The sequence below is a fragment of the Rhizobium album genome (genome assembly GCF_003122325.1).
GTDB classification, from domain to species: Bacteria; Pseudomonadota; Alphaproteobacteria; order Rhizobiales; family Rhizobiaceae; genus Metarhizobium; species Metarhizobium album.
The window spans coordinates 781,943-802,628 of the sequence record NZ_QFBC01000001.1; the positions used below are offsets into that span (position 1 = coordinate 781,943).

The 20,686-nt window shown below is 62.0% G+C and carries 23 protein-coding genes; 8 read left to right on the forward strand and 15 right to left on the reverse strand.

Annotation, left to right across the window (positions count from 1 at the left end):
• Positions 1-235: 235 nt before the first annotated feature.
• Complete coding sequence (locus tag DEM27_RS03855; protein WP_109456827.1) at positions 236-1,726, forward strand: leucyl aminopeptidase; 1,491 nt, start codon at positions 236-238, stop codon at positions 1,724-1,726.
• Between the two features lie 7 nt (positions 1,727-1,733).
• A complete protein-coding gene (locus DEM27_RS03860) occupies positions 1,734-2,183 on the forward strand; it encodes a DNA polymerase III subunit chi (protein ID WP_109456828.1) in 450 nt (149 codons plus the stop codon).
• Positions 2,184-2,225: 42 nt separating this feature from the next.
• On the opposite strand, the gene DEM27_RS03865 is transcribed toward DEM27_RS03860, so the two are convergent.
• The 3 genes from DEM27_RS03865 to DEM27_RS03875 form a co-directional block, all read right to left on the reverse strand.
• Entirely contained in the window at positions 2,226-3,152 is a 927-nt protein-coding gene (locus tag DEM27_RS03865; protein ID WP_109456829.1) for a Gfo/Idh/MocA family protein, read from the reverse strand.
• A 125-nt stretch (positions 3,153-3,277) separates the two neighbouring features.
• Positions 3,278-4,126 carry a polysaccharide deacetylase family protein gene (locus DEM27_RS03870; protein WP_109456946.1) on the reverse strand — a complete coding sequence of 283 codons (849 nt, stop codon included), beginning with the start codon at positions 4,124-4,126 and terminating at the stop codon, positions 3,278-3,280.
• 113 nt (positions 4,127-4,239) lie between these two features.
• Positions 4,240-6,129, reverse strand: coding sequence for an ABC-F family ATP-binding cassette domain-containing protein (locus DEM27_RS03875; protein WP_109456947.1), 1,890 nt, complete (start codon positions 6,127-6,129; stop codon positions 4,240-4,242).
• A gap of 374 nt (positions 6,130-6,503) precedes the next feature.
• On the opposite strand from DEM27_RS03875, the gene DEM27_RS03880 reads away from it, so the two are divergent.
• On the forward strand, positions 6,504-6,803 hold the full coding sequence (locus DEM27_RS03880) for a hypothetical protein (protein ID WP_109456830.1): 300 nt from the start codon (positions 6,504-6,506) through the stop codon (positions 6,801-6,803).
• Positions 6,800-8,398: a methyl-accepting chemotaxis protein gene (locus DEM27_RS03885; protein WP_109456831.1), complete on the forward strand. Its 1,599-nt coding sequence runs from the start codon at positions 6,800-6,802 to the stop codon at positions 8,396-8,398. Before DEM27_RS03880 ends, DEM27_RS03885 begins: the two co-directional genes overlap by 4 nt.
• Positions 8,399-8,481: 83 nt before the next feature.
• Here the strand turns inward: DEM27_RS03885 and DEM27_RS03890 are convergent, their stop codons facing one another.
• Both DEM27_RS03890 and DEM27_RS03895 read right to left on the reverse strand, forming a co-directional pair.
• Positions 8,482-9,516, reverse strand: coding sequence for a GGDEF domain-containing protein (locus DEM27_RS03890; protein WP_165823334.1), 1,035 nt, complete (start codon positions 9,514-9,516; stop codon positions 8,482-8,484).
• A gap of 155 nt (positions 9,517-9,671) precedes the next feature.
• The gene (locus tag DEM27_RS03895) at positions 9,672-10,181 is read right to left on the reverse strand and encodes a DinB family protein (RefSeq protein ID WP_109456833.1); all 510 of its coding nucleotides are present in this window, start codon (positions 10,179-10,181) and stop codon (positions 9,672-9,674) included.
• Between the two features lie 132 nt (positions 10,182-10,313).
• Between DEM27_RS03895 and DEM27_RS03900 the strand changes: the two genes are divergently transcribed.
• Both DEM27_RS03900 and ndk read left to right on the forward strand, forming a co-directional pair.
• Positions 10,314-11,003 (forward strand): glutathione S-transferase family protein, encoded by a 690-nt coding sequence (locus DEM27_RS03900; protein ID WP_109456834.1) that lies wholly within the window; start codon positions 10,314-10,316, stop codon positions 11,001-11,003.
• Between the two features lie 80 nt (positions 11,004-11,083).
• Positions 11,084-11,506, forward strand: a complete 423-nt coding sequence (gene ndk / locus DEM27_RS03905) for a nucleoside-diphosphate kinase (protein ID WP_028736091.1) — start codon at positions 11,084-11,086, stop codon at positions 11,504-11,506.
• 72 nt (positions 11,507-11,578) lie between these two features.
• Here ndk and DEM27_RS03910 read toward each other — a convergent pair whose 3' ends face one another.
• Complete coding sequence (locus tag DEM27_RS03910) at positions 11,579-12,088, reverse strand: hypothetical protein (protein WP_420028793.1); 510 nt, start codon at positions 12,086-12,088, stop codon at positions 11,579-11,581.
• Positions 12,085-12,636: a CGNR zinc finger domain-containing protein gene (locus tag DEM27_RS03915; RefSeq protein ID WP_109456835.1), complete on the reverse strand. Its 552-nt coding sequence runs from the start codon at positions 12,634-12,636 to the stop codon at positions 12,085-12,087. The genes DEM27_RS03910 and DEM27_RS03915 overlap by 4 nt, the downstream gene beginning before the upstream one ends.
• Before the next feature lie 67 nt (positions 12,637-12,703).
• Between DEM27_RS03915 and DEM27_RS03920 the strand changes: the two genes are divergently transcribed.
• Positions 12,704-13,597, forward strand: a complete 894-nt coding sequence (locus DEM27_RS03920) for a branched-chain amino acid ABC transporter permease (protein WP_109456836.1) — start codon at positions 12,704-12,706, stop codon at positions 13,595-13,597.
• A 3-nt stretch (positions 13,598-13,600) separates the two neighbouring features.
• Here the strand turns inward: DEM27_RS03920 and DEM27_RS03925 are convergent, their stop codons facing one another.
• From DEM27_RS03925 to DEM27_RS03945, 5 genes are all read right to left on the reverse strand, one after another.
• Positions 13,601-14,068, reverse strand: coding sequence for a molybdenum cofactor biosynthesis protein MoaE (locus tag DEM27_RS03925; protein WP_109456837.1), 468 nt, complete (start codon positions 14,066-14,068; stop codon positions 13,601-13,603).
• Positions 14,069-14,103: 35 nt separating this feature from the next.
• Entirely contained in the window at positions 14,104-14,358 is a 255-nt protein-coding gene (gene moaD / locus DEM27_RS03930) for a molybdopterin converting factor subunit 1 (protein ID WP_109456838.1), read from the reverse strand.
• Position 14,359: 1 nt separating this feature from the next.
• Complete coding sequence (gene pgsA / locus DEM27_RS03935; protein ID WP_109456839.1) at positions 14,360-14,947, reverse strand: CDP-diacylglycerol--glycerol-3-phosphate 3-phosphatidyltransferase; 588 nt, start codon at positions 14,945-14,947, stop codon at positions 14,360-14,362.
• A gap of 106 nt (positions 14,948-15,053) precedes the next feature.
• The gene (uvrC, locus tag DEM27_RS03940) at positions 15,054-17,087 is read right to left on the reverse strand and encodes an excinuclease ABC subunit UvrC (RefSeq protein ID WP_109456840.1); all 2,034 of its coding nucleotides are present in this window, start codon (positions 17,085-17,087) and stop codon (positions 15,054-15,056) included.
• Entirely contained in the window at positions 17,084-17,851 is a 768-nt protein-coding gene (locus tag DEM27_RS03945) for an SDR family oxidoreductase (RefSeq protein ID WP_109456841.1), read from the reverse strand. Before DEM27_RS03945 ends, uvrC begins: the two co-directional genes overlap by 4 nt.
• Before the next feature lie 359 nt (positions 17,852-18,210).
• On the opposite strand from DEM27_RS03945, the gene DEM27_RS03950 reads away from it, so the two are divergent.
• The gene (locus DEM27_RS03950; protein WP_109456842.1) at positions 18,211-18,846 is read left to right on the forward strand and encodes an outer membrane protein; all 636 of its coding nucleotides are present in this window, start codon (positions 18,211-18,213) and stop codon (positions 18,844-18,846) included.
• 87 nt (positions 18,847-18,933) lie between these two features.
• Here DEM27_RS03950 and DEM27_RS03955 read toward each other — a convergent pair whose 3' ends face one another.
• Genes DEM27_RS03955 through DEM27_RS03965 form a run of 3 tightly spaced genes read right to left on the reverse strand, consistent with a single transcriptional unit; the run spans position 18,934 to position 20,679 of the window.
• Positions 18,934-19,533 carry a glutathione S-transferase family protein gene (locus DEM27_RS03955; RefSeq protein WP_109456843.1) on the reverse strand — a complete coding sequence of 200 codons (600 nt, stop codon included), beginning with the start codon at positions 19,531-19,533 and terminating at the stop codon, positions 18,934-18,936.
• A 19-nt stretch (positions 19,534-19,552) separates the two neighbouring features.
• The gene (locus DEM27_RS03960) at positions 19,553-20,281 is read right to left on the reverse strand and encodes a ribonuclease T2 family protein (protein WP_109456844.1); all 729 of its coding nucleotides are present in this window, start codon (positions 20,279-20,281) and stop codon (positions 19,553-19,555) included.
• A complete protein-coding gene (locus DEM27_RS03965) occupies positions 20,281-20,679 on the reverse strand; it encodes a hypothetical protein (RefSeq protein ID WP_109456845.1) in 399 nt (132 codons plus the stop codon). The genes DEM27_RS03960 and DEM27_RS03965 overlap by 1 nt, the downstream gene beginning before the upstream one ends.
• Positions 20,680-20,686: the final 7 nt, after the last annotated feature.

Below are 20,686 nucleotides of genomic sequence, written 5' to 3' on the forward strand. Positions count from 1 at the left end.
CCGGCGCAGGGTTTCCCCAAGTCAGTTGTCACGAAAAAATCCCGGATTCATTCCGCGTCGCTCCCTCGAACATGTGGTTTCTTGCCTAGTGGCGGAGTACGACAGCAGAATGATGATCCGAGAGCCGGTTTTACAGAACCGTGCATTTCGGCATAAGCAGCTTGTACTTGCGTTCAGGCTATAAACCCCCATGATCGACCCGCGATCATGATTACAATGTTGCAGCGGAGAATCAATGTCTGCGAAATTCGAAATTTCCTTCGCCAAATCGGCCCGTATCGAGGGCGCCACGGCCGTTCTTCTCAAGGCCTCGGATGGGGAAGCGCCCGCCGGTGCAGCCGTTGCCGATCCCGCGGGCGTCTTCGCCAAGGCCGCCAAGGTCGCACGGTTTACCGCTAAGCCGATGTCGGTGCTGGATATCGTGGCGCCGCAGGGCGCCGATGCCGATCGTATTTTCGTCCTGGGCCTCGGCAAGGCAGCAGACATGACGGCGCATGACTGGCTCAGGGCTGGCGGCATCGCCGCCTCGAAGATCGGCAAGAGCGAATCGGTCGTGGTTTTTCTCGATGCCCCCGGTCTCGACGTGCAGCCGGCCCAGGCCGCCGATTTTGCCCTCGGCCTGCTTCTGCGCGCCTACAGCTTCGACACCTACAAGACGAAGAAGGGCGAGGACGACGACAAGGCCAAGGCCTCGACCGTCAAGGTCACCATCGTGACGGCCGACTCATCGACGGCGCAGAAGGCCTTTGCCGTTGCGCGAGCCGTTGCCGACGGCGTCAATCTTGCCAGAGACCTGGTCAACGAACCCGCCAACATCCTCGGCCCGGAAGAATTCGCCGCCAAGGCGAAGGAACTGGAGAAGCTCGGCGTCGATGTCGAGATCCTGACGGAAAAGGAAATGCGCAAGCTCGGCATGGGCGCGCTGCTCGGCGTTGCCCAGGGTTCCGTGCGTCCGCCGCGCCTCGTCGTCATGCACTGGAAAGGGGCGAAGAAGGAGCAGCCGGTCGCTTTCGTCGGCAAGGGCGTGGTCTTCGACACCGGCGGTATTTCCATCAAGCCGGCCGCCGGCATGGAAGAGATGAAGGGCGACATGGGTGGCGCCGCTGCCGTGACCGGCCTGATGCATGTGCTGGCCGCCCGCAAGGCCAAGGTCAACGCCATCGGCATCATCGGCCTCGTCGAGAACATGCCGGACGGCAACGCCCAGCGCCCCGGCGATATCGTCACCTCGATGTCCGGCCAGACGATCGAGGTGATCAACACCGATGCCGAAGGCCGCCTCGTGCTCTGCGATGCCCTGTGGTATTGCAACGAGCACTTCAAGCCGAAGTTCATGATCAACCTCGCGACGCTCACCGGTGCGATCATCGTCGCGCTCGGCAATACCCATGCCGGCCTGTTCACCAACAGCGATTCGCTGGCTGCCGAGCTGACGGAAGCCGGTCTTGCGACGGACGAGAAGCTGTGGCGCATGCCGCTCGGCAAGGAATACGACAAGATGATCGACAGCAAGTTCGCCGACATGAAGAACACTGGCGGACGCCATGCCGGCGCGATCACGGCGGCACAGTTCCTCAAGCGTTTTGTCGGCGAGACGCCGTGGGCGCATCTCGACGTCGCCGGCACGGCGATGTCGTCGCCGTCGAACGAGATCAACCAGTCCTGGGGATCGGGTTTTGGCGTGCGGCTGCTGGATCAATTGGTCCGCGCCCGTTACGAGGTCTGAGACGGGCGTGACCGAAGTCCTGTTCTACCATCTGACGGAGAGCAAGCTGGAAGACGCCTTGCCGCCGCTGCTCGACAAGAGCGTCGAGCGCGGCTGGCGGGTTGCCGTCCAGATGAACGACGCCGCCTTGCGCGACAAGCTCGATGGCCATCTCTGGACGTTTCGCGACGACAGCTTTCTGGCGCATGGTCTCGATGGCGAGGAGATGGCGGAGGAGCAGCCGGTGCTCTTGACGCTGACCACGGACAATGTGAACGGCGCGACCGTGCGTTTCATCATCGACGGCGCCGAGCCGCCGCCGCTGGATGCCTATGAACGCGTCGTCTTCATGTTCGACGGCTACGACCAGGGCCAGCTCGAAGCGGCCAGAGGCCAGTGGAAGAAGTTGAAGGGCGAGGGGCACACGCTGACCTACTGGCAGCAGAATGCCGAGGGCCGCTGGGAGAAAAAGGGATAAGGGCGGCTTCCGCCGCCCTCCAATCCCAATCGAAGCCCATCTTTAATCGAAGAACGAATCGACGAATTTGCGCCGGCCGAGCATGAAGGCATCGGCGACATGCGTCAGCGGCGCCAGGTCGACATCCGACTGGCCGGCGGCGACGAGGGCGGCAAAACGCGCGTAGAGCGCCGGATATTCGGCTTCCGGCGCGGAGAACTTCAGTTCGCCATTCACCGAGAGCTTGGCGCCGCCTTCGGAGAGCACCATTTCGCCCGCATCCGTGGCGGCAACGATATCCCAGCTCTGCTTGCCGGTCTGGCGCCAGTCGAATTCGGCATGCACGTCGAGGCCGGCAATGTCGGTGAAGCGGAGATCGGCGGCAATCGGCGCATCGCGGTTTTCCGGAAATTCCAGGCTGGCCTTGGTGAGGAAGATCGCCCGCGGCAGGATATACGTGACGATCGACAGCGCGTTGATGCCCGGATCGAAGATGCCGAGACCGCCGGCCTGCCAGATCCAGTCCTGGTTCGGATGCCAGTGACGCACGTCTTCCTTCCAGATGACGTTGACGCTGCGGATGGTGGTGGCGGCGAGGAACGCCTTGGCGGCTTCCACGGCCGGCGCATAACGTGAATGCCAGCTGGCGAACAGCGTCAGGCCCTTTTCATCGGCGCTCCGCTTGAGGTCCTGTACTTCGCTCAGGGTGGCGCCCGGCGGCTTTTCGAGGAAGACGTGCTTGCCGGCGGCAAGTGCCGCATGGGCCGCCTCGTAGCGATACTGCGGCGGCATGCACAGCGAGACGGCATCGATGTCCGGCACGGCTTCCAGCATCGCGCCGATGGTCGGATAGCTCGGGATGCCCTCCACCGTGCCGTGACGACTCGCGGTGGCCGTCAGTTCGTAGCTGCCGTTGGCGGCGATGGCGGGGAGGTGCTGGTCGCGGACGATCTTGCCGACGCCGACGATGGCGAGCTTGATGGGGGCCATGATGGGAATGCTCTTTGACGGGTGTTTCGCTAGAATTAGGTCTGTTTATCCGGCAGTCTTAGCAGAAAGCCGCCCTTCGGCAAGGGCGGCTTTTGCGGTATCCGGTACGGAAAGACGGCGCGATTTTATTCGGCGGAGGCCATCAGCATCGAGTTCGGCATGCGGCTGCGCTTGTAGCGGAGCGTCACGACCTTGTAACCGTCGCTCTTCAACTGGGCGAGAAGGGCGGGCAGCATGATGGCCGTGCGCTTGTGGATGTCGTGCATCAGGATGATGCCGCTGCCGCGCCGGCGAAGCGTGTCCATCGTCCGCATGGTGACGGCTGACGGTCCGACCTTGAAATAATCCTTCGAATCGACGTCGACGTCGAGGACGACCAGGCCGCGGCTTGAAAGCGCGCTGCGCAGCCGGCGGCTATCGGAGAGATAGGGGAAGCGGAAGAAGCCGGCATTGACCGCCGTCGCCTTTTCGACCGCCTTCTCGCCGCGGGCGATTTCGGACAGGGCGCTGTCGTATCCCATGCCGGCGAGGTTGCTGTGGCGGTAGGTGTGGGTGCCGATGGTGTGGCCGCGCTGCACGACCTTGCGGGCGATCGACGGATAGGTTTCCGCCATCTGGCCGACCATCAGGAAGGTGGCCTTGACGCCGTAGCCGTCGAGGATATCGAGCACCTTTTCCGTCTTGCCGGGCATCGGGCCGTCATCGAAGGTCAGGATCACTTCCTTGGGGCGCAGCTTCAGTTCGCCGAGCGAACCGACGGTCAGCGTGCGGCCGGAAAGTCCGCCGGGATGGCTTGGCTTGACCCAGGCGGCCGGTTCCATCTCCACGGGCTCGCTCGCACCCTTCTTGTGGTGCATCGGCGTGGTCGCCGCAAACGAGGTCTTGAGAGAGCCGGTTTCGGGAGAGGGCTTGGTGCCGCAGCCCGCCAGGGCAAGGGCCACGGCAAGCAGTGGGAAAAGAAGACGTGACGACATCAAATCACTCAACAAATCGATAATGTTGAGCAAGTTTTCTCGATTATGGTTAATGAAGCGTTTCCGCCGTGCTGCGGATTTTAACTATTCCGCATGCAGTAGACAGATGGCGGTTATCCCGCCATCGCCTCTTCGTATTCGGCGGACAATTCCAGCCACTGCTCTTCCGCCTCGTTCAGCCTGGCAAGTGCCGCCGCGCGCTCCTTGGACTTGGTAACCGCCTTGTCGGGAGATTTTTCGTAGAGCGCGGGATCTTCAAGTTCCTTGTCGAGGAGTTGAATCTGCTTGTTCAGCTTTTCCGTCAAGGATTCGAGATCGTTGATCTTTTTCTTCAGCGGTGCATAGGCGGCACGCTTTTCCGCCGCTGCCTTGCGCTGGTCGGCCTTGTTGCGGCTGTCGTCGGCCGCATCCGCCTTGGCAGCGCCGCTTTTGGGCTTGGAACTGGAGACGACGATGCTGCGATAGTCCTCCAGGTCGCCGTCGTAATTGGTCACCGTGCCGTCGCGCACCAGCCAGAGCCGGTCGACGGTCGCCTCGATCAGGTGCCGGTCATGCGAGATGAGGATAACTGCGCCCGGATAGTCGTTCAGCGCCTGGATCAGTGCATTGCGGCTGTCGATGTCGAGGTGGTTGGTCGGTTCGTCGAGGATCAGCAGGTTCGGCGCGTCGAAGGCGGCGATGCCCATCAGCAGCCGTGCCTTTTCGCCGCCCGAGAGATCCTTGGCCGGCGTGTCCATCTTCTCCGTCGCCAGTCCCATCTGCGCGACGCGGGCGCGCACCTTGGCTTCCGGTGCTTCCGGCATCAGCCGGCGCACATGTTCGACGGCGCTGTCCTTCGGCACGAGGTCGTCCAGCTGGTGCTGCGCGAAGAAGCCGATCTTCAGGTTCGGCGCCGTCCGCACTTCGCCGGTCTCGGCGGCGAGCTTGCCGGAAATGAATTTCGCGAAGGTCGACTTGCCGTTGCCGTTCGAGCCGAGCAGCGCGATGCGGTCGTCATTGTCGATGCGCAGGTTGAGGCGCGTCAGGATCGGCTTGCCGGGCGTATAGCCGACGGCACCGCTCTGGATGGCGATGATCGGCGAGGCGGGCTGCTTTTCCGGTTCGGGAAAGGTAAAGCCCTGCACATGGTCTTCGATGACCGCGGCAACGGTGCCCATGCGCTCCAGCGCCTTGATGCGGCTCTGCGCCTGCCGCGCCTTGGTGGCCTTGGCGCGGAAGCGGTCGATAAAACTCTGCAGGTGCTTGCGGGCCGCGTCGTTCTTCGCCTTCGCCTTCATCTGCAGCTCGTCTGCTTCCGCCTTCTGGCGTTCGAACTGGTCGTAGGAACCGCGATAGAAGGTGAGCTTCTTCTGGTCGAGATGAATGATCGAGTTGACCGCGGTGTTCAGAAGATCCCGGTCGTGGCTGATGATGATCACGGTGTAGGGGTAGCGGCGGATATAATCTTCCAGCCACAGCGTGCCCTCGAGGTCGAGATAGTTGGTCGGTTCGTCGAGCAGCAAGAGGTCCGGCTCGGAGAACAGCACCGCGGCAAGCGCCACACGCATGCGCCAGCCACCGGAGAAACTGGAGGCGGGTCGGGCCTGCGCCTCATGGTCGAAACCGAGGCCGGAGAGGATGCTGGCGGCACGCGCTTCGGCCGAATGCGCCTGGATATCGGCAAGCCGCGTCTGGATTTCGGCGATCCGGTGCGGATCCTTTGCCGTGACGGCCTCGGCGAGCAGGGCCTCGCGCTCCTTGTCCGCCTTCAGCACGATCGTGATCAGCGATTCTTCGGTGCCCGGCGCCTCCTGCGCCACCTGCCCGATGCGTGCATTGCGCGGCATCGATACCGATCCGCTCTCGCTTTCCATCTCGCCTGTGATGATGCGGAAGAGCGTGGATTTGCCGGCGCCGTTTCTGCCGACGAGGCCGGCTTTCGTGCCCGCCGGAAGCGTCACGTTGGCCTGGTCGATGAGCAGGCGCCCGGCGATGCGGGCCGAAAGATTGGTTATCGTAATCATGTCGGCGTTTTCGCCGAACTCCGCCATGAACGCAAGAGCAGGATAGGAATGTCGCTTTGCATGAAAGGCCGTCGTTTTGCCTGCGGAGAGAGTGAAATATTATGCAACTATGCCGCGCTTTTAATCAATTAAAGAAGTATGACGCCAGAAATTTGCCTGCGATTGATGTTTCTTAAGTTGATTTTTGTCAATTCCATCGATTTTTTTGGAGGAAACGAAGCAACGGAAATGATTATCTTCGGAATATTTCAGCAGAATCAGCAATATATCAGTCGTAACGATTTTTTAATTACGTTGCCATATTGTGTTTCCTTATAAAGAACGCCGTCTACAGGGGGCGGCGATCCGATATCCATTTCCTGGTGACCAATCGCATGAACCGTGTCGTCGTTGCGGCCCATTTCTGTCTGTTTCTGACGCTGCTGATCGTGGTCTGGGCGTTGCCGAGCGGACGTTTCGTGCTTGTCGTCACCGACCCGTCCGCGCCGCCGGCGCATATGCTGTCGGTCATCGGCGGTGCCGGAGGGGCTTTTGTTGGTCCCGGCCGCCTTCCATGGATGGCGATCGCCTATTCCGACGCAGAGGGTTTTCCCACACGTCTCATGCAATCCGGAGCACTGCTGGTGCTCAATCATAGTCTGGCTGCTGGCTGCCTACAGAGGGATCTCAAATGAATGCCTTGAATCGACTGCGAGAGAAGATCGCTCCTGCCATCTTCGGGCTTGTCTGGATCAACGTTCTGCTCATCATCGTTCATACGATCTTTCGCGAGCAGGGTTTCGAGATCTTTCCGGTGCTGGCTGCCGTCATCGTCGCGGCTGCCGTCAGCGTCGGCTGGGTGACGGATCGCACCGGCCCGACGACACGCGTGGTGACGTCGATGGCGCATGCGGCAACGGTGGCGATCCTCGTCTACACCTTTTCCGGATCGCCGCTGCAGATCGACATCCACATGTATTTCTTCGCCTCGCTGGCGATCTGTGCCGCCTGGGTCGATTGGCGCGCCCTGATCGCCTATTCGGCACTGGTGGCCGTTCATCACCTTCTCCTGTTCGTTGCAGCGCCCCTTGCCGTTTTCCCCGGCGAGTCCGATTTCAGCCGGGTCGTCCTGCATGCCGTCGTGCTGATCCTGCAGACGGCGGTCCTGATCACGCTGGTGCGCGCCGTCAGCCTGTCGTTCTCCTCGGCGGAAAACGCCATTACCCTGGCCCAGGAGGCCCAACGCAACGAAAAGGACATGTCGGAGCGGGCACGCAGCGCCGACCGCCAGGCCGAAGAACAGCGCCGCCAGCATGAGCAGGAGCGCCAGACCGAGGCGGCGGCACTGGAATTTGCCGTCGAAAAGCTCAAGACGGCCCTTTCGGCGCTGTCGCGTGGCGATCTTGCCTGCCGCATTTCGGAAAACTTCAAGGGCGATCTCGACGGCCTGCGCAGTTCCTTCAACCTGTCGGTGGAAAATCTCGAGGCCGCCATCGGCCAGGTCAGCTCGATCACCAACAGCGTGCGCAACGGCGCAAGCCAGATCAGCGAAGCCACGCAGGACCTCTCCGCCCGCACCGAGCGCCAGGCAGCCTCCATCGAGGAAACCCTAAGCTCGCTGACGCTGGTGACGGAGGCGGTGCGGCGCACCAGCACCGTCGCCGATACCGTCGGCAAACTGGTGGCCCATACCAGCAGCAGCGCCGAACGCTCCGGCCAGATCGTCACCACCGCCGTCGATGCCATGGGCCGGATCGAAACCTCGTCGCGCGAGATTTCCAACATTATCGGCGTCATCGACGAGATCGCCTTCCAGACGAACCTGCTGGCGCTGAATGCCGGCGTCGAAGCAGCGCGTGCGGGCGAAGCCGGCAAGGGGTTCGCCGTCGTGGCGCAGGAGGTGCGTGAACTGGCCCAGCGCTCGGCGACCGCTGCCAAGGAGATCAAGCAGCTGATCAATGCGTCTGGCGAACACGTCAACAGCGGCGTCACGCTGGTCGGCGAGGCCGGCGAAGCCTTGCGCGCCATTGCCGGCCAGGTCGCCGAAATGAGCACCCACATCGCCACCATCGTTTCCGGTGCGCGCGAACAGGCAGCCGGTCTTTCGGAAATCAACTCGGCGATTTCCAGCATCGACAGCAATACGCAGCGCAATGCCGCAATGGTGGAGGAATCGTCCGCCGCGACGGTTGCGCTGGCCAACGAGGCGACGACGCTTGAGGATCTGCTGTCGCGGTTCCGCACGGCGACAAGGGCATCCGGGCCGGCACGGCACCGCTACGCCGCCTGACGCACCGGGCGGCCCAAACACGAAGACAGAAAAAGCCGCGGTTCACATGAACTGCGGCTTTTCCGTTTTCAGCAAGGACTGGTTCAGCCGGCGATCCGGATCGGATGCCGGGCGTTCTTCTTGGCGGCGGCGAGCGCTGTTTCCGCGTTGACCTGCAACTGTGCCGCCGAACCTGCCGAGGAGGAGAGGGCAACACCGATCGAAACCGCCAGCGCGTCGTCGGCACCGGTATCGGAGGTGGCGAAAACCAGGTTCTCCTCGATGGTGCCGCGAAGCCGTTCGCTAATGGCCAGAACATCGTTCTGATCGACATCGCGGAATAGGAAAGCGAAATCATCGCCGCCGATGCGGGCGACGAAGTCGTTCTTTTTCACCGATTTCCGGAAAATCGCCGCAAGGCGCTTCAGCAGCCGGTTGCCTGCCTGCTGGCCATATCTGGAGTTGACGAGACCGAAATGGTCGATATCGGCGAGGACGACCGCCGTGCGTTCGGGCACGCCGCCTTCGGCATAAAGCGTTTCAAGCCGTGCCCGGAAGGCGATGCGGTTGGGCAATTGCGTCAGCTTGTCGACGACCATCGTTTTTTCGACGGCGCCTATACCGCTACCGATCCTGTCGAGCGCCGCCGCCCCGTCGCCGAGCGTCTTGCCCAGGGCGGTTTCGGCGGTGACGAATTCGGTCATCGCAGCCATGAGATAGTCGAGCGAGGCGAGCGTTTCGGTGAGATCGGTAGTGTCTTCGCGTAGCGAGTGACCCGTCAGTTCCAGGGCGCGCATGAACGACCGCTTGTGCGACAGGCCGGTGGCGACCTGTTCCTTGAGGTTACGCAGCAACACGCCGCTTTCCGCCTGCGCCTTGACGGCGGCAATGCCACAATAACCGATCAGGCGATGATAGAAGCCCATTTCGTCAAGCTCCGACTGCCGCGGCTGTTCGCCGAGCGCGGAAAAATCCGCCGACAGTTCCGGGTTGCGACCGGAAAGCGCCTCGTAGACGAGTTCGTAGTTGCGGGGCAGGGCCGTTATGCCGCGCCGTGCCATCACCTGCAAGATCCTGCGAGCATCGGCGGATACGGATTCACCGCCATCCTTTGCTATCGCCACCAAAGCATTGTTCATGATCGGCCCCGCTCTTTCGGCCGTCTTGTTGTCGTGCGGCCCACACCCTCCGCTATGCGGCCGCGACGTTAACATCGACTGAACATGCCGGCATGCCGGTGCATTTCTCGGTCAATGCGGTTAATGACGGCTTGCCCGCCTCACATCCACCTGCCTCACATCCACCTGGTGCCCTCGCTGCGGAGGAAATAAACCAGATCCAGTCCGAGACTTGGCTTGCCGAGGGTCGTCAGAATCGTGTGGCACTGGCCGCGATGGTGGGTCTGGTGGTTGAAGACATGGGCCAGCGCCGGGGCGAGCGGTTGGGTGATTTCGGTCGGAGCGGTGATCGGCGTGTAGCTGAAGGTGCCGGAAAGCGCCGTCTCCTCCAGGCCGCCGATCCAGTCGACGATGCGGCGGTCTTCCGTTCGGCGTGCTTCGGTCAGGGACGGCAGGTCGTCGTAAAGGATGCTGTCCAGCGTGGTCGGAGCCGTTCCGGTGCCGGTAAACCGCTTCATCCAGATGCGGTCGGCCGACAGCAGGTGATTGAGCGTCGCATGCAGCGAGCCGAAGAAGGCGCCTGTGTCCCGGCGATAATCCGCATCGTTCAGCGTCGCTGCCGCCGCATACAGCAGGCCGTTGGCCCAGCGGTTGTAGTCGGCGAACATTTCAAAATGCTTCAGCATGGCTCTCTCCCGGTTTTTCGTATGCTATCGCCAAATCCGTCACGAAGGGTGATCGCTGCGATGAATTTTCGTGATTTGATTCTTGAACCGCTTTGTTTTCCTATGCCCCGTTTTTTGAGAAAAGGAGAGGTGATGAGCAGGATTCTCTATTCTTTGTGCGGGGCCGATTCCGAACGGCCATTTTCGCCGCATTGCTGGAAGGTCGTGATGGCGCTCGATCACAAGGGCCTGGAGTTCACGGAGCTGCCGGGACCGTTCACCGCCATCCCGTCGCTGGAAAACGGGTTCTCGAAGACCGTTCCGGTGCTGCGCGACGGCGACCTGCTGGTGCGCGACAGTTTTGACATCGCGCTCTACCTCGAAGAGGCCTATCCCGACCGGCCGTCGCTTTTCGGCGGCGAGGGTGGCAAGGCGCTGGCGCGCTTCGTCGAAGGTTTTTCCCAGACGGTGCTGCACCCCGCCATCACCAAGATGGCGTTGCTTTCCATTCACGGCATGCTGGCCGACAAGGACCAGGCCTATTTCCGCGCCAGCCGCGAGGCGCGTTTCGGCAAGACGCTGGAAGAGGTGGCGGCCGAGGCCGAAGCGGAGAAGGCTGCCTTTCCCGCCAAAGTGGAGCCGCTGCGGCACATGCTGAAGTTCCAGCCCTATTTCGGCGGCGAGACGCCGTTGTTTGCCGATTACATCGTCTTCGGCGCCTTCCAGTGGGGGCGGATCACCGCCGGTCTGTCATTGTTTGCCGAGGACGATCCGGTGGGACACTGGTTCGACCGGTGCCTCGATCTCTTCAATGCGCGCGGGCGGACTGTGACACCGGCGTGAAATTGCCGCCGGCCTCTTGTTTTCGGGCGTTCGGGCGGGTAAACACCGCCCACTTTCCCTACAAGAAGAGGATATGAGACATGGCGATTGAACGCACGTTTTCGATGATCAAGCCGGACGCGACGAAGCGCAACCTGACCGGCGCCATCACCAAGATGCTTGAAGACGCCGGCCTGCGCGTCGTCGCTTCCAAGCGCGTCTGGATGAGCAAGCGCGAAGCCGAAGGCTTTTACGCCGTTCACAAGGAGCGTCCGTTCTTCGGTGAACTCGTCGAAGGCATGACCTCCGGCCCGACCATCGTTCAGGTTCTCGAAGGCGAAAACGCCATCCTCAAGAACCGCGAGATTATGGGCGCCACCAACCCGGCCAACGCTGACGAAGGCACCATCCGCAAGACGCACGCCCTGTCGATCGGCGAAAACTCCGTTCACGGCTCGGATGCCCCGGAAACCGCTGCCCAGGAAATCAAGTACTGGTTCTCCGACACCGAAATCGTCGGCTGATCATTCGTCTGCGCCAACGCGCGGAAATAGCTGATATGACTCAAAAAACCGGGGCGGCAACGTCCCGGTTTTTCATGTCGGGCATCCGGTTTCGGGCGAATAGTCGACCGTGCCGTCCGCCTTGTAGACATCCGGATTCCTGGTGTAGATCGGCCCGATCACCAGCGGTTTTGCCGGCAGGATGCTCTGGTCGAGATTGGAGACCACGGTCGTTTCCAGCGATTGCAGCAGCTTGCTGTCGCTGTCGAGGATACGGATCTTCACCGCATAACGCCGGTCCTTGACGACGCAATGCAGAGGCGGGCTTTCCAGGACGATCTTTTCCCAGAACGGAAAGATCTTCGAGCGCGTGGTCAGCGGCGCGCCGCCCTGCGGGTTTTCGTATTCCGCCTCGACCACGCCGTTTTCCGGCAGCGGCGCCTTGCGCTGCAATGTGATCATGTAGGTGGCCGTCGCCACCCGGTAATTGAAGACGAAGAGTTTTCCGGAGATTTCGGTCGGCCCGTCTCCGGAATCGCGCTGGCAGGCGGCCAGCAGGGCGAGGGCGGCAAGGCCGGCATATCTCAGCGATTTCAGTATCATGGCGCAATCTCCTGCCGCTTGCGGTGATAATGGCGGCTGGCCTTGGCGCGGTTGCCGCAGACCGTCATATCGCACCAGGCGCGGCTCCTGTTCTTGCTGCGGTCGAGAAACAGCCAGCCGCAATTCGGGCAGATCTTCATCCGCTTCTCTTCCGGCATGGCGATCAAGCGAAGGGCGGAATGGGCCGTCGCCAGGCCGAGATCGTCTGCGGACGGCGCTTGCCGAAGGATGCCGGCAACCTTTTCCAGCAGATCGGCAAGCTCAAGTCGTGCTTCGTGGCCAAGGACGCGGTTGCGAAAATGCCGGTCGATCGCTTCGCGCAGCGCGATGAACGCGGGACGCGTTTTCTCCTGCACGGGCAGCAGCGGCCCGAACAAGGCGCGTTCGGCGCAAAATTCCTGGGCGGCCCGCGGAAAATCGTCGATCTGTTCGACCACGGCAAACCGGTCGATGCTGCGGGTCGGGTCGAAGCGCCGGACGACGCTGTTGGCGACGTCGAGCGCCAATGCGCCACCGGCGAAACGATGCGGGGTCCAGGCAAAAGTCATGGAAAAATTATAACTGGTAAAAATGGTTTTACCAGTTATTCTTTTGCAGTAACCGGGAGCCTTCGCCATGTATCTGCTGCAGCAGCTCGCCAACGCGATACCGCTCGCCGCGCTCTATGCGGTGCTTGCCTTCGGTTATGCCATCGCCTTCGGCGTCACCAAGCGCGCCGACCTCACCTATGGCGCGCTGTTTGCGTTTGCGGGGCAGATCTACGTGCTGTTTGCCGATGTCGGCTGGAACCGTCTGTGGCTCGTCCTGCCGGCGGCGCTGGCGCTGGGGGCTGCCTGTTCGCTGGCCTTCAGCGGCGGCGCGGCCTTCATCGTCGGTCGAAACGTCATGGCCAGGGTCGTCCTGCGCTCGCCCAACACGGTCATCGTCGCCGGCCTTGGCGTCCTGATTGTCCTGATGGAAACGGCGCGTCTGGCTTCGGAAACACGCAGCCTGTGGCTGCCGCCCTTCCTCAATCGTCCCGTCGTTTTCGCCGGCGATGGCAGTTACCCGGTGACGTTGACGGTGATCCAGCTGGTGAATTGCACAGCGATGCTCGCCATCATCGCATCGGGCGCGGCCTTGCTGCGCTTCAGTGCCATCGGCCGCATCTGGCGGGCGGTGACGGACGATCCGAAGGCGGCCGAACTGTGCGGCATCAACGCTATCGGGGTCTTCCTGCTTTCCTATTGGGCGGCGGCGATGATCGCCGCCGTCAGCGGCATCCTCGCCACCTCCTATTACGGCAACATGGATTTCGGTTCCGGCCTGATGTTCGGCCTCAAGGTGCTGATGGTCGCTTCGATCGGCGGTTATGCCGACCCGCCGCGCTCCGCCGGCGGCGCGGCGCTGCTGGGACTGGTCGAGACGGTCTGGAGCGCTTTCGCCCCCATCGTCTGGCGCGACCTGTTCATCTTTTCGCTGCTGGTTTTCGTGGTGGTGATCAGCCGCCGCGAAAAGGTCGTTCCCTGAGGATCAGCCTTGCCACTTGTCACGGGCCCGGTCGTCGGCATCCTTGGCCGAGATCCAGTCGCCGGCCTTGCCGTCGCGCCCATGTTCCTTCTTCCAGAAGGGCGCCGAGGTTTTCAGAAAATCCATGACGAAATTGGCGCCGTCGAACGCGGCCTGACGATGCGGCGAGGCGGCAACGACGAGCACGATGTTCTCGCCGGTGGCGATGGTTCCGTAGCGGTGGATGGCCGTCAGCCCGAGCAGGGAAAACCGTTCGATGGCCAACGTCGCGATGCGGGTGATCTCCGCCTCTGCCATGCCGGGATAGTGTTCCAGCTCCAACGCTTCCAGCCTGCCGCTCTCGCCGCGGCACAGGCCGGTGAAGGTGACCACGGCACCGACGTCATGACGGCCCTTCGTCATCCGGTCGATTTCGGCCTGCTGGTCGAAATCCTCGCACTGAACGCGGATGGTGGGGGTAATGGTCGTCATGTCGTCACTCCTGCGAAACGCTGTCCGACCGTTCCTCACCCACCCGTCATCGGCGGGAACAGGCCGATTTCCCGGGCGCCGGCGATCGGTTCGTCATGCTCGACATGTTCCTGGTCGATCGCCACGCGGATGACGTCGGGGAACTGCAGCGCCGCTTCATATTCCTCGCCCAGGCCCCGGAGATGATTGAGCAGATCGTCGACCGTCACCACCTCGGCCGGCAGCGCCAGTTCTTCCTCGGCCTTGCCGATCCGCTCGCGCACCCAGGCGAAATAGACGAGCTTGGTCATCTCATTCCTCGTTGACGATGTGCTTGAGGCCGGCGCGGAAATAATCGTAGCCGGTGTACATGGTCAGGATCGCTGCGATCCACAGCAGCACGATGCCGATCTGTGTCGTATAGGGCAGCACCTTGTCGCCCGCGGGACCGGCGAGCAGGAAGGCGATGGCGACCATCTGCACCGTGGTCTTCCACTTGGCGATACGCGTCACCGGCACGCTGACCTTGAGTTCGGCCAGATATTCGCGCAGGCCCGATACCAGGATCTCGCGGCACAGGATGATGATCGCCGCCCACAGCGACCAGCCGGCGATCGTGCCGTCCGCGGCGACGAGCAGCAGGATCGAGGCGATCAGCAGCTTGTCGGCGATCGGATCGAGCATGCGGCCGATGTTGGAGGTCTGGTTCCAGATGCGGGCGAGATAGCCGTCGAAGAAATCGCTGATCGAGGCGATCACGAAGATCCACACGGCCGCCCAGCGGGCAAAGTCGGAACTTTGCAGCCGGCCCTCGACGAAGAAGCAGAGCACTATCAGCGGCACGCAGAGGATGCGGCCGTAGGTGAGAATATTCGGTATGCTATATGCGCGGGAAGCCATTCTATCCTGCCTTTGGAATTCGTGCCTGTAGATGACGGTCTTGTCCGGGGAGCGTCAACGGGTCTTTCCCTGAATTCACGGTGTTTATGCGGTTTTTAGGGCGATCTCATCGGGCGGCACCGTCGTGGAAGTGATCGTAGACCAGCCGGGCCACTGCCTCGGAAATGCCCTCGACCGCCATCAGGTCGGCGACGGCTGCGCGCGACACCGCTTTTGCCGTGCCGAAATGCTGCAGCAGCGCGCGCTTGCGGGTCGGGCCGATGCCGGAAATCTCGTCCAGCGGGTTCTTGACCATTTCCTTCTTGCGGCGCGCCCGGTGCGAGCCGATGGCGAAGCGATGCGCCTCGTCGCGCAGCCGTTGGATGAAATAGAGGACGGGATCGCGTGGCGGCATCGAAAAATCGCTGCGGCCGTCGGCGAAGAAGCGTTCGCGCCCGGCGTCGCGGTCGACACCCTTGGCGACGCCGATGGCCGTCACCGAGTCGCGGATGCCGAGCTCGTCGAGGATGGCGCGCACCGCCGTCATCTGCCCCTGTCCGCCGTCGATGAGGATAACGTCGGGCCAGGCCGGGAAGGCGGCATCGGCGGGATCGTCCGCCGCGGGCGCGGCACGGTCGGGAATGCCTTCCTCCTTGATGAGCCGGCTGAAGCGGCGGGTCATCACCTCGCGCATCATGCCGAAATCGTCGCCGGGGGTGATGTCGGTCGATTTGATGTTGAATTTTCGGTACTGGTTTTTGACGAAACCTTCCGGGCCGGCGACGATCATGCCGCCGACCGCATTGGTGCCCATCATGTGCGAGTTGTCGTAGACCTCGATGCGGCGCGGCACCGTTGTCAGCTTGAAGGTCTCGGCAAAGCCTTGCAGCAGGCGCGCCTGCGACGAGGTTTCGGCCAGCTTGCGGCCATGCGCCTCGCGGGCATTGGCAAGCACGTGGTCGACGACATCCTTCTTGTCGCCACGCTGCGGCACGAGGATCTGCACCTTGTAACCGGCCTTCTCGCCGAAGGCCGCCGTCAGCAGGTCGAGTTCCTCCACCGTTTCCGACAGCAGGATCTGCCGCGGGATCGCTTTGTCGTCGTAAAACTGCGCCAGGAAGGCGCTGAGCACCTCGGCGCTGGAGAGCGATGGGTCCGCCTTGGGGAAATAGGCGCGGTTGCCCCAGTTCTGCCCGGTGCGGAAGAAGAACACCTGGATGCAGGAGGTGCCGCCCTCGTGATGGATGGCGAAGACATCCGCCTCCTCGACGCTGGCCGGATTGATGCCCTGGTGGCTCTGCACATGGCTGAGCGCCGCCAGGCGGTCGCGGTAGACGGCGGCGCGTTCGAAATCGAGATCCTCGGAGGCCGCCGCCATCGCCGTGGCAATGGCTTCCTTGACGTTCTGGCTTTTGCCCGAGAGAAAATCCTTGGCCTCCTGCACCAGTTCTCCATACCCCGCATCGCTGACCTCGTGCGTGCAGGGGCCGGAACAGCGCTTGATCTGGTAGAGCAGGCAGGGGCGGGTGCGCGTCTCGAAGACGCTGTCGGTGCAGGTGCGGATCAGGAAGGCGCGCTGCAGCGAGTTGATCGTCCGGCCGACGGCGCTGGCCGAGGCGAAAGGCCCGAAATAATCGCCCTTGCGCGAGCGCGCGCCGCGGTGCTTGAAGATCGCCGGCGCGCGGTGGTCGCCGGTGATCAGGATGTAGGGAAAAGACTTGTCGTCGCGCAAGAGCACGTTGAAACGCGGCCGCAGGCGCTTGATCAGGTTCGCTTCGAGCAGCAGCGCCTCGACCTCGGTACGGGTCGTGACGAACTCCATGTTCGCTGTCTCGCGCACCATGCGGGCGATGCGGTTGGAATGGACGCGGCCCTGGGCGTAGTTGGTGACGCGTTTCTTCAGGCTGCGCGCCTTGCCGACATACAATACGTCGCCGCCTTCGTTGAACATGCGGTAGACGCCGGGCTTGTTCGGCAGGTGCTTGACGAATTCGCCGATGAGGTCGGCGCCTTTCAGGCCGGTCTCGTTCTTCCAGCCTTCGTTCCAGTCGATCGACGCAGTGAGGCCCGGGCTTATTTCGCCCGTTTCGACGACATCGTCCTCGTCGTCTTCCATTTCGTCATAGAGAACGCCGCCTTCCGGCAGTTTCTGTCCGTTCATTCCGCAATCTCCGCCACGTCCGGCGTCTGCCAGGCAAGGTGCTGGCCGCCGTCGAGGGCAATCATCTGTCCCGTGATCGAGGGTGTTTCGTACAGAAAGCGGATCGTCCGGCCGAACTCCTCCATGGCCGGCCCCGCCTTCAGAATCAGTCCGTCGATCTGCGCCTGAAAATCGTCCAAAGTCTGGCGCGCGCCCTGCGCCGTCGGTCCCGGCCCGATGGCATTGACGCGAATCCTCGGCGCGAAACTTTGCGCCATGGTCTGCGTCGCTGTCCAGAGGGCGGATTTCGACAGCGTGTAGGAATAGAAGCGCGGATTGAGCGCCCAGACCCGCTGGTCGATGATGTTGACGATCGATCCTACCGCATCGGCCGGCAGGCGCTTTGCGAAATCGGCAGCCAGGATCGACGGCGCCTGGACATGCACGGCAAAATGCGATCGCCAGGCGCGCGCATCGAATGTGGCGGCACTGTCGTCATGAAAGAGCGAGGCATTGTTGACCAGCAGGTCGATGGGACCGAGGCGATCGGTGACGGCCGGCAGCAGCGCGGCGGTTTCCCGCACATCCTCCAGATCGGCTTGAAAAGCTTCGGCAACGGCACCCTTGCGCTGCAGCGTCTGCGCCAGTGAAACGGCCTCGTCGATGGACCGGTGCGCATGGATGGCAACGGCAAACCCTTGATTTGCCAGATCCTCCGCGATCGCCCTGCCTATTCTTCTCGCCGCGCCGGTAATCAGCGCGGTTTTGAATTTCCGATGTCTCAACGTGCTGCCTTGTTCTCGAACCTACTCACGTCCTCCCATATAGGATTTCCGGCAGCGGCGATAAATAGCTTTACTTCACAGGGAGTTGATTTTTTCTATTTAAGTATTGTTTTGGATATTGTAAGTTATATTTCAAAATAACCATTGTAACGATTGATTAAGGTTAATAAATCACCTGTGGCCATGAAGCAACATCCAATTTTAGACGCTCTTCTGCCACGATTATTTCACAATTTGGCTCTTTCAATTCCGCAATTGCACATCATTTTCCAGTCTGAACCGGGCAGGGACATTTTATGAATTACCCGCACCGTTGCCTTGGACAGAATGGCACAGTGCGGGGTTGAAAGGAGAAAAGTATGCGTACTCTCATCAAGACCCTCATGGCCTCTTCGCTGGTCGTTCTCGGCGTATCCGCAGCTCACGCTGCCGACGCTATCGATCAGATCCCGGAAGCGCCGATCGCCATCGACGAAGCTGCCCCGGCGGGCAACTGGTCGGGCGCCTATCTCGGTGGTTCGGGCTCGTACAATGTCGGCCGCTTCGCCAGCGGCGACCGTAACGCCCACGCCCTCGGCGGCGCCGTGTATGGTGGCTACAACATGCAGAACGGCCAGATCGTTTACGGTGTCGAAGGTGACGTCGGTTACTCCGGCAACGACGCCGTCCGCAAGGGCATCGAAAGCCGCCAGGGCGTCAACGGCTCGCTTCGCGGCCGCGTCGGCTACGACATGAACCCGTTCCTCGTCTACGGCACGGCCGGTGTTGCTGCCCAGAACAGCAAGGCATCCGACGCAACGTCGTCCGACAGCCGCACGGCTGTTGGCTACACGGTCGGCGGCGGTGTCGAAGCTTTCGTGACCAACAACATCACGGCACGCGCCGAATATCGCTACAGCGATTTCCAGAACAAGGATTTCGACCTGAACAGCGGTTCGGTCTCGCGCGGCTACGACGAGCACAGCGTCAAGGTCGGTATCGGCGTCAAGTTCTGATACCTTCTGCATCATGATAAAGAAGCCGGGTTCGTCCCGGCTTTTTTATTGCCCGAATGCCGCGTTTGGGAGGACGGCGGAAATGTTCTAGGCCGCCGCCTTGGGGGAGAGGCGTTCATAGTCGGCAAAACGCTCGCCGAATTCCTGCGCCCATGCGACGAGGACGGGATGGTCGCTTTCCCATTCGCCTGAAAACCTGAGACCCAGATAACCGAGCAGCGCCGCCAGGGCGAAATGGCCGCCATGCAGGTCCTTGCCGATTTTCGGCGGGTTGGCTTCGAGGTGGTCGAGGCCGCGCTTGGCCTTGCCCCATTGCCGGTCGAGCCAAGGCTGGTGAATGATCTCCGCCGGACGCTGCCGGCGTTCGTAGACCATGGCGAGCAGACAATCGGTGATGCCGTCGCACAATGCCTCCAGTACCTCGGCTTTCGTCCGTTCGGCATTCTTTTCCGGATACAGGCCGCCATCCGTCTTGCGGTTGAGAAACTGCATGATGGCGCGGCTGTCGAAGATCGGGCCGTCCTCGCTCGAAAGCGTCGGTATCTTGCCGAGCGGATTGTTGGCGATCAGCCCGGCCGGATCGGCATTGGTGTCGATGACCGTTTCGGTAAGTTCGATCTCAAGGTAGCGCGCGGCAAGGCGCACTTTCGCGGAATAGGGAGAGGTGGGAGAGTAAAAGAGTTCCATGGCAAATCCTCCGATGGTTTCAGGGTGCCGCCGGCAGGGTGACGGTATTTTTCCGGCAGCTTTGCCGGCCGGCGCCGGCGCAATCGCGAAATTTCAAATCCTTGGTGAAGCAGATGCGGATCTCATCGAGTTGCCCGTCGTTGCAGGTGAGCGCGATCGCATCCTTGCCGAGACCGGCATTGGCGGCCGTCATTTTACGGACGATCTCGTCGCCGGATAGGCGCTTGCTCGTTTGCGGCCGGCGCAGATCGGCCGGAATGGACAGGCGGTTCCAGGCGGCGCGCAGCGTCTTGAAATAATCGGCCTGCGAAAGGCCGGAGCAGGTGCCGTGCTTGCGCCACTGGTGGCCGATCAGCCCCATGCTCGGCATGATGTCGAACAGGCTGCGCCCGAGACTGTCCGGCACGCGCTCCGGTTCGCGGCTGTCGCAGGATTCCGGATAACCGCGCTCATTCTGCGGCCAGAGGCCATGGACGATGAAGCCGTAATCCTTGTCGGTGCCGCATTGCTGGCGATTGCCGCTGCCTTCGTCGCTGGAACAATAGGTCGGCGACCAGGACAGAGCCAGAACGTAAAAATCGAAGCCGCCGGTCGAGGTCGGCACCGGTGCGGTATCGCGCTTTTCCGTCCGGCAATTCCCGCTGTCCTGGCATTCGTTGCGTTGCGGTGCCTGCTTGTCGCCGATGGCGAACCATGCGGCGGCGGCCATAAAGATCAGAAGGGCACCAAGGCCGGAATAACGGCGCATCAACGCAGCGACTTGCAGGCCGCGCCATGGACATGCCAGCGGTCAAGGCCGCTGACGCAATATTCCACCGATGAGCCGATGCCGGCAAAGCCGAAGTTGCGTTCGATGAGATACCACAGCTTGCGGCGCACGCCGTCGCTGGTCACCACCGAGGCGCCGCAATAGCGCCGTTCAACGGGATATTGCTTTTCCATCCGTTCGATACGTCGCTCATGGATGTCTTCCACCGCCGTAATCGTCATGGGGTAGCCGATATAGCGGTGGCTGTAATGGTCGAAGCGGCTGACCACGGAGTTCACCACGCCGCTGGCCGCGCAGGATGGCGTCGAGGCCGCCTGGGCTGTGCCGGCGATTCCGGCGAGAAGCGCAGCGGCGGCAAAAATCAGGCGGCATGTCATGATGGGA

Coding starts and splice junctions, on each gene's coding strand:
- DEM27_RS03855 (WP_109456827.1), top strand. CDS start 236: ATGTCTGCGAAATTCGAAATTTCCTTCGCCAAATCGGCCCGTATCGAG.
- DEM27_RS03865 (WP_109456829.1), bottom strand. CDS start 3,152: ATGGCCCCCATCAAGCTCGCCATCGTCGGCGTCGGCAAGATCGTCCGC.
- DEM27_RS03870 (WP_109456946.1), bottom strand. CDS start 4,126: ATGTCGTCACGTCTTCTTTTCCCACTGCTTGCCGTGGCCCTTGCCCTG.
- DEM27_RS03875 (WP_109456947.1), bottom strand. CDS start 6,129: ATGATTACGATAACCAATCTTTCGGCCCGCATCGCCGGGCGCCTGCTC.
- DEM27_RS03880 (WP_109456830.1), top strand. CDS start 6,504: ATGAACCGTGTCGTCGTTGCGGCCCATTTCTGTCTGTTTCTGACGCTG.
- DEM27_RS03885 (WP_109456831.1), top strand. CDS start 6,800: ATGAATGCCTTGAATCGACTGCGAGAGAAGATCGCTCCTGCCATCTTC.
- DEM27_RS03890 (WP_165823334.1), bottom strand. CDS start 9,516: ATGAACAATGCTTTGGTGGCGATAGCAAAGGATGGCGGTGAATCCGTA.
- DEM27_RS03895 (WP_109456833.1), bottom strand. CDS start 10,181: ATGCTGAAGCATTTTGAAATGTTCGCCGACTACAACCGCTGGGCCAAC.
- DEM27_RS03900 (WP_109456834.1), top strand. CDS start 10,314: ATGAGCAGGATTCTCTATTCTTTGTGCGGGGCCGATTCCGAACGGCCA.
- ndk (WP_028736091.1), top strand. CDS start 11,084: ATGGCGATTGAACGCACGTTTTCGATGATCAAGCCGGACGCGACGAAG.
- DEM27_RS03910 (WP_420028793.1), bottom strand. CDS start 12,088: ATGATACTGAAATCGCTGAGATATGCCGGCCTTGCCGCCCTCGCCCTG.
- DEM27_RS03915 (WP_109456835.1), bottom strand. CDS start 12,636: ATGACTTTTGCCTGGACCCCGCATCGTTTCGCCGGTGGCGCATTGGCG.
- DEM27_RS03920 (WP_109456836.1), top strand. CDS start 12,704: ATGTATCTGCTGCAGCAGCTCGCCAACGCGATACCGCTCGCCGCGCTC.
- DEM27_RS03925 (WP_109456837.1), bottom strand. CDS start 14,068: ATGACGACCATTACCCCCACCATCCGCGTTCAGTGCGAGGATTTCGAC.
- moaD (WP_109456838.1), bottom strand. CDS start 14,358: ATGACCAAGCTCGTCTATTTCGCCTGGGTGCGCGAGCGGATCGGCAAG.
- pgsA (WP_109456839.1), bottom strand. CDS start 14,947: ATGGCTTCCCGCGCATATAGCATACCGAATATTCTCACCTACGGCCGC.
- uvrC (WP_109456840.1), bottom strand. CDS start 17,087: ATGAACGGACAGAAACTGCCGGAAGGCGGCGTTCTCTATGACGAAATG.
- DEM27_RS03950 (WP_109456842.1), top strand. CDS start 18,211: ATGCGTACTCTCATCAAGACCCTCATGGCCTCTTCGCTGGTCGTTCTC.
- DEM27_RS03955 (WP_109456843.1), bottom strand. CDS start 19,533: ATGGAACTCTTTTACTCTCCCACCTCTCCCTATTCCGCGAAAGTGCGC.
- DEM27_RS03960 (WP_109456844.1), bottom strand. CDS start 20,281: ATGCGCCGTTATTCCGGCCTTGGTGCCCTTCTGATCTTTATGGCCGCC.
- DEM27_RS03965 (WP_109456845.1), bottom strand. CDS start 20,679: ATGACATGCCGCCTGATTTTTGCCGCCGCTGCGCTTCTCGCCGGAATC.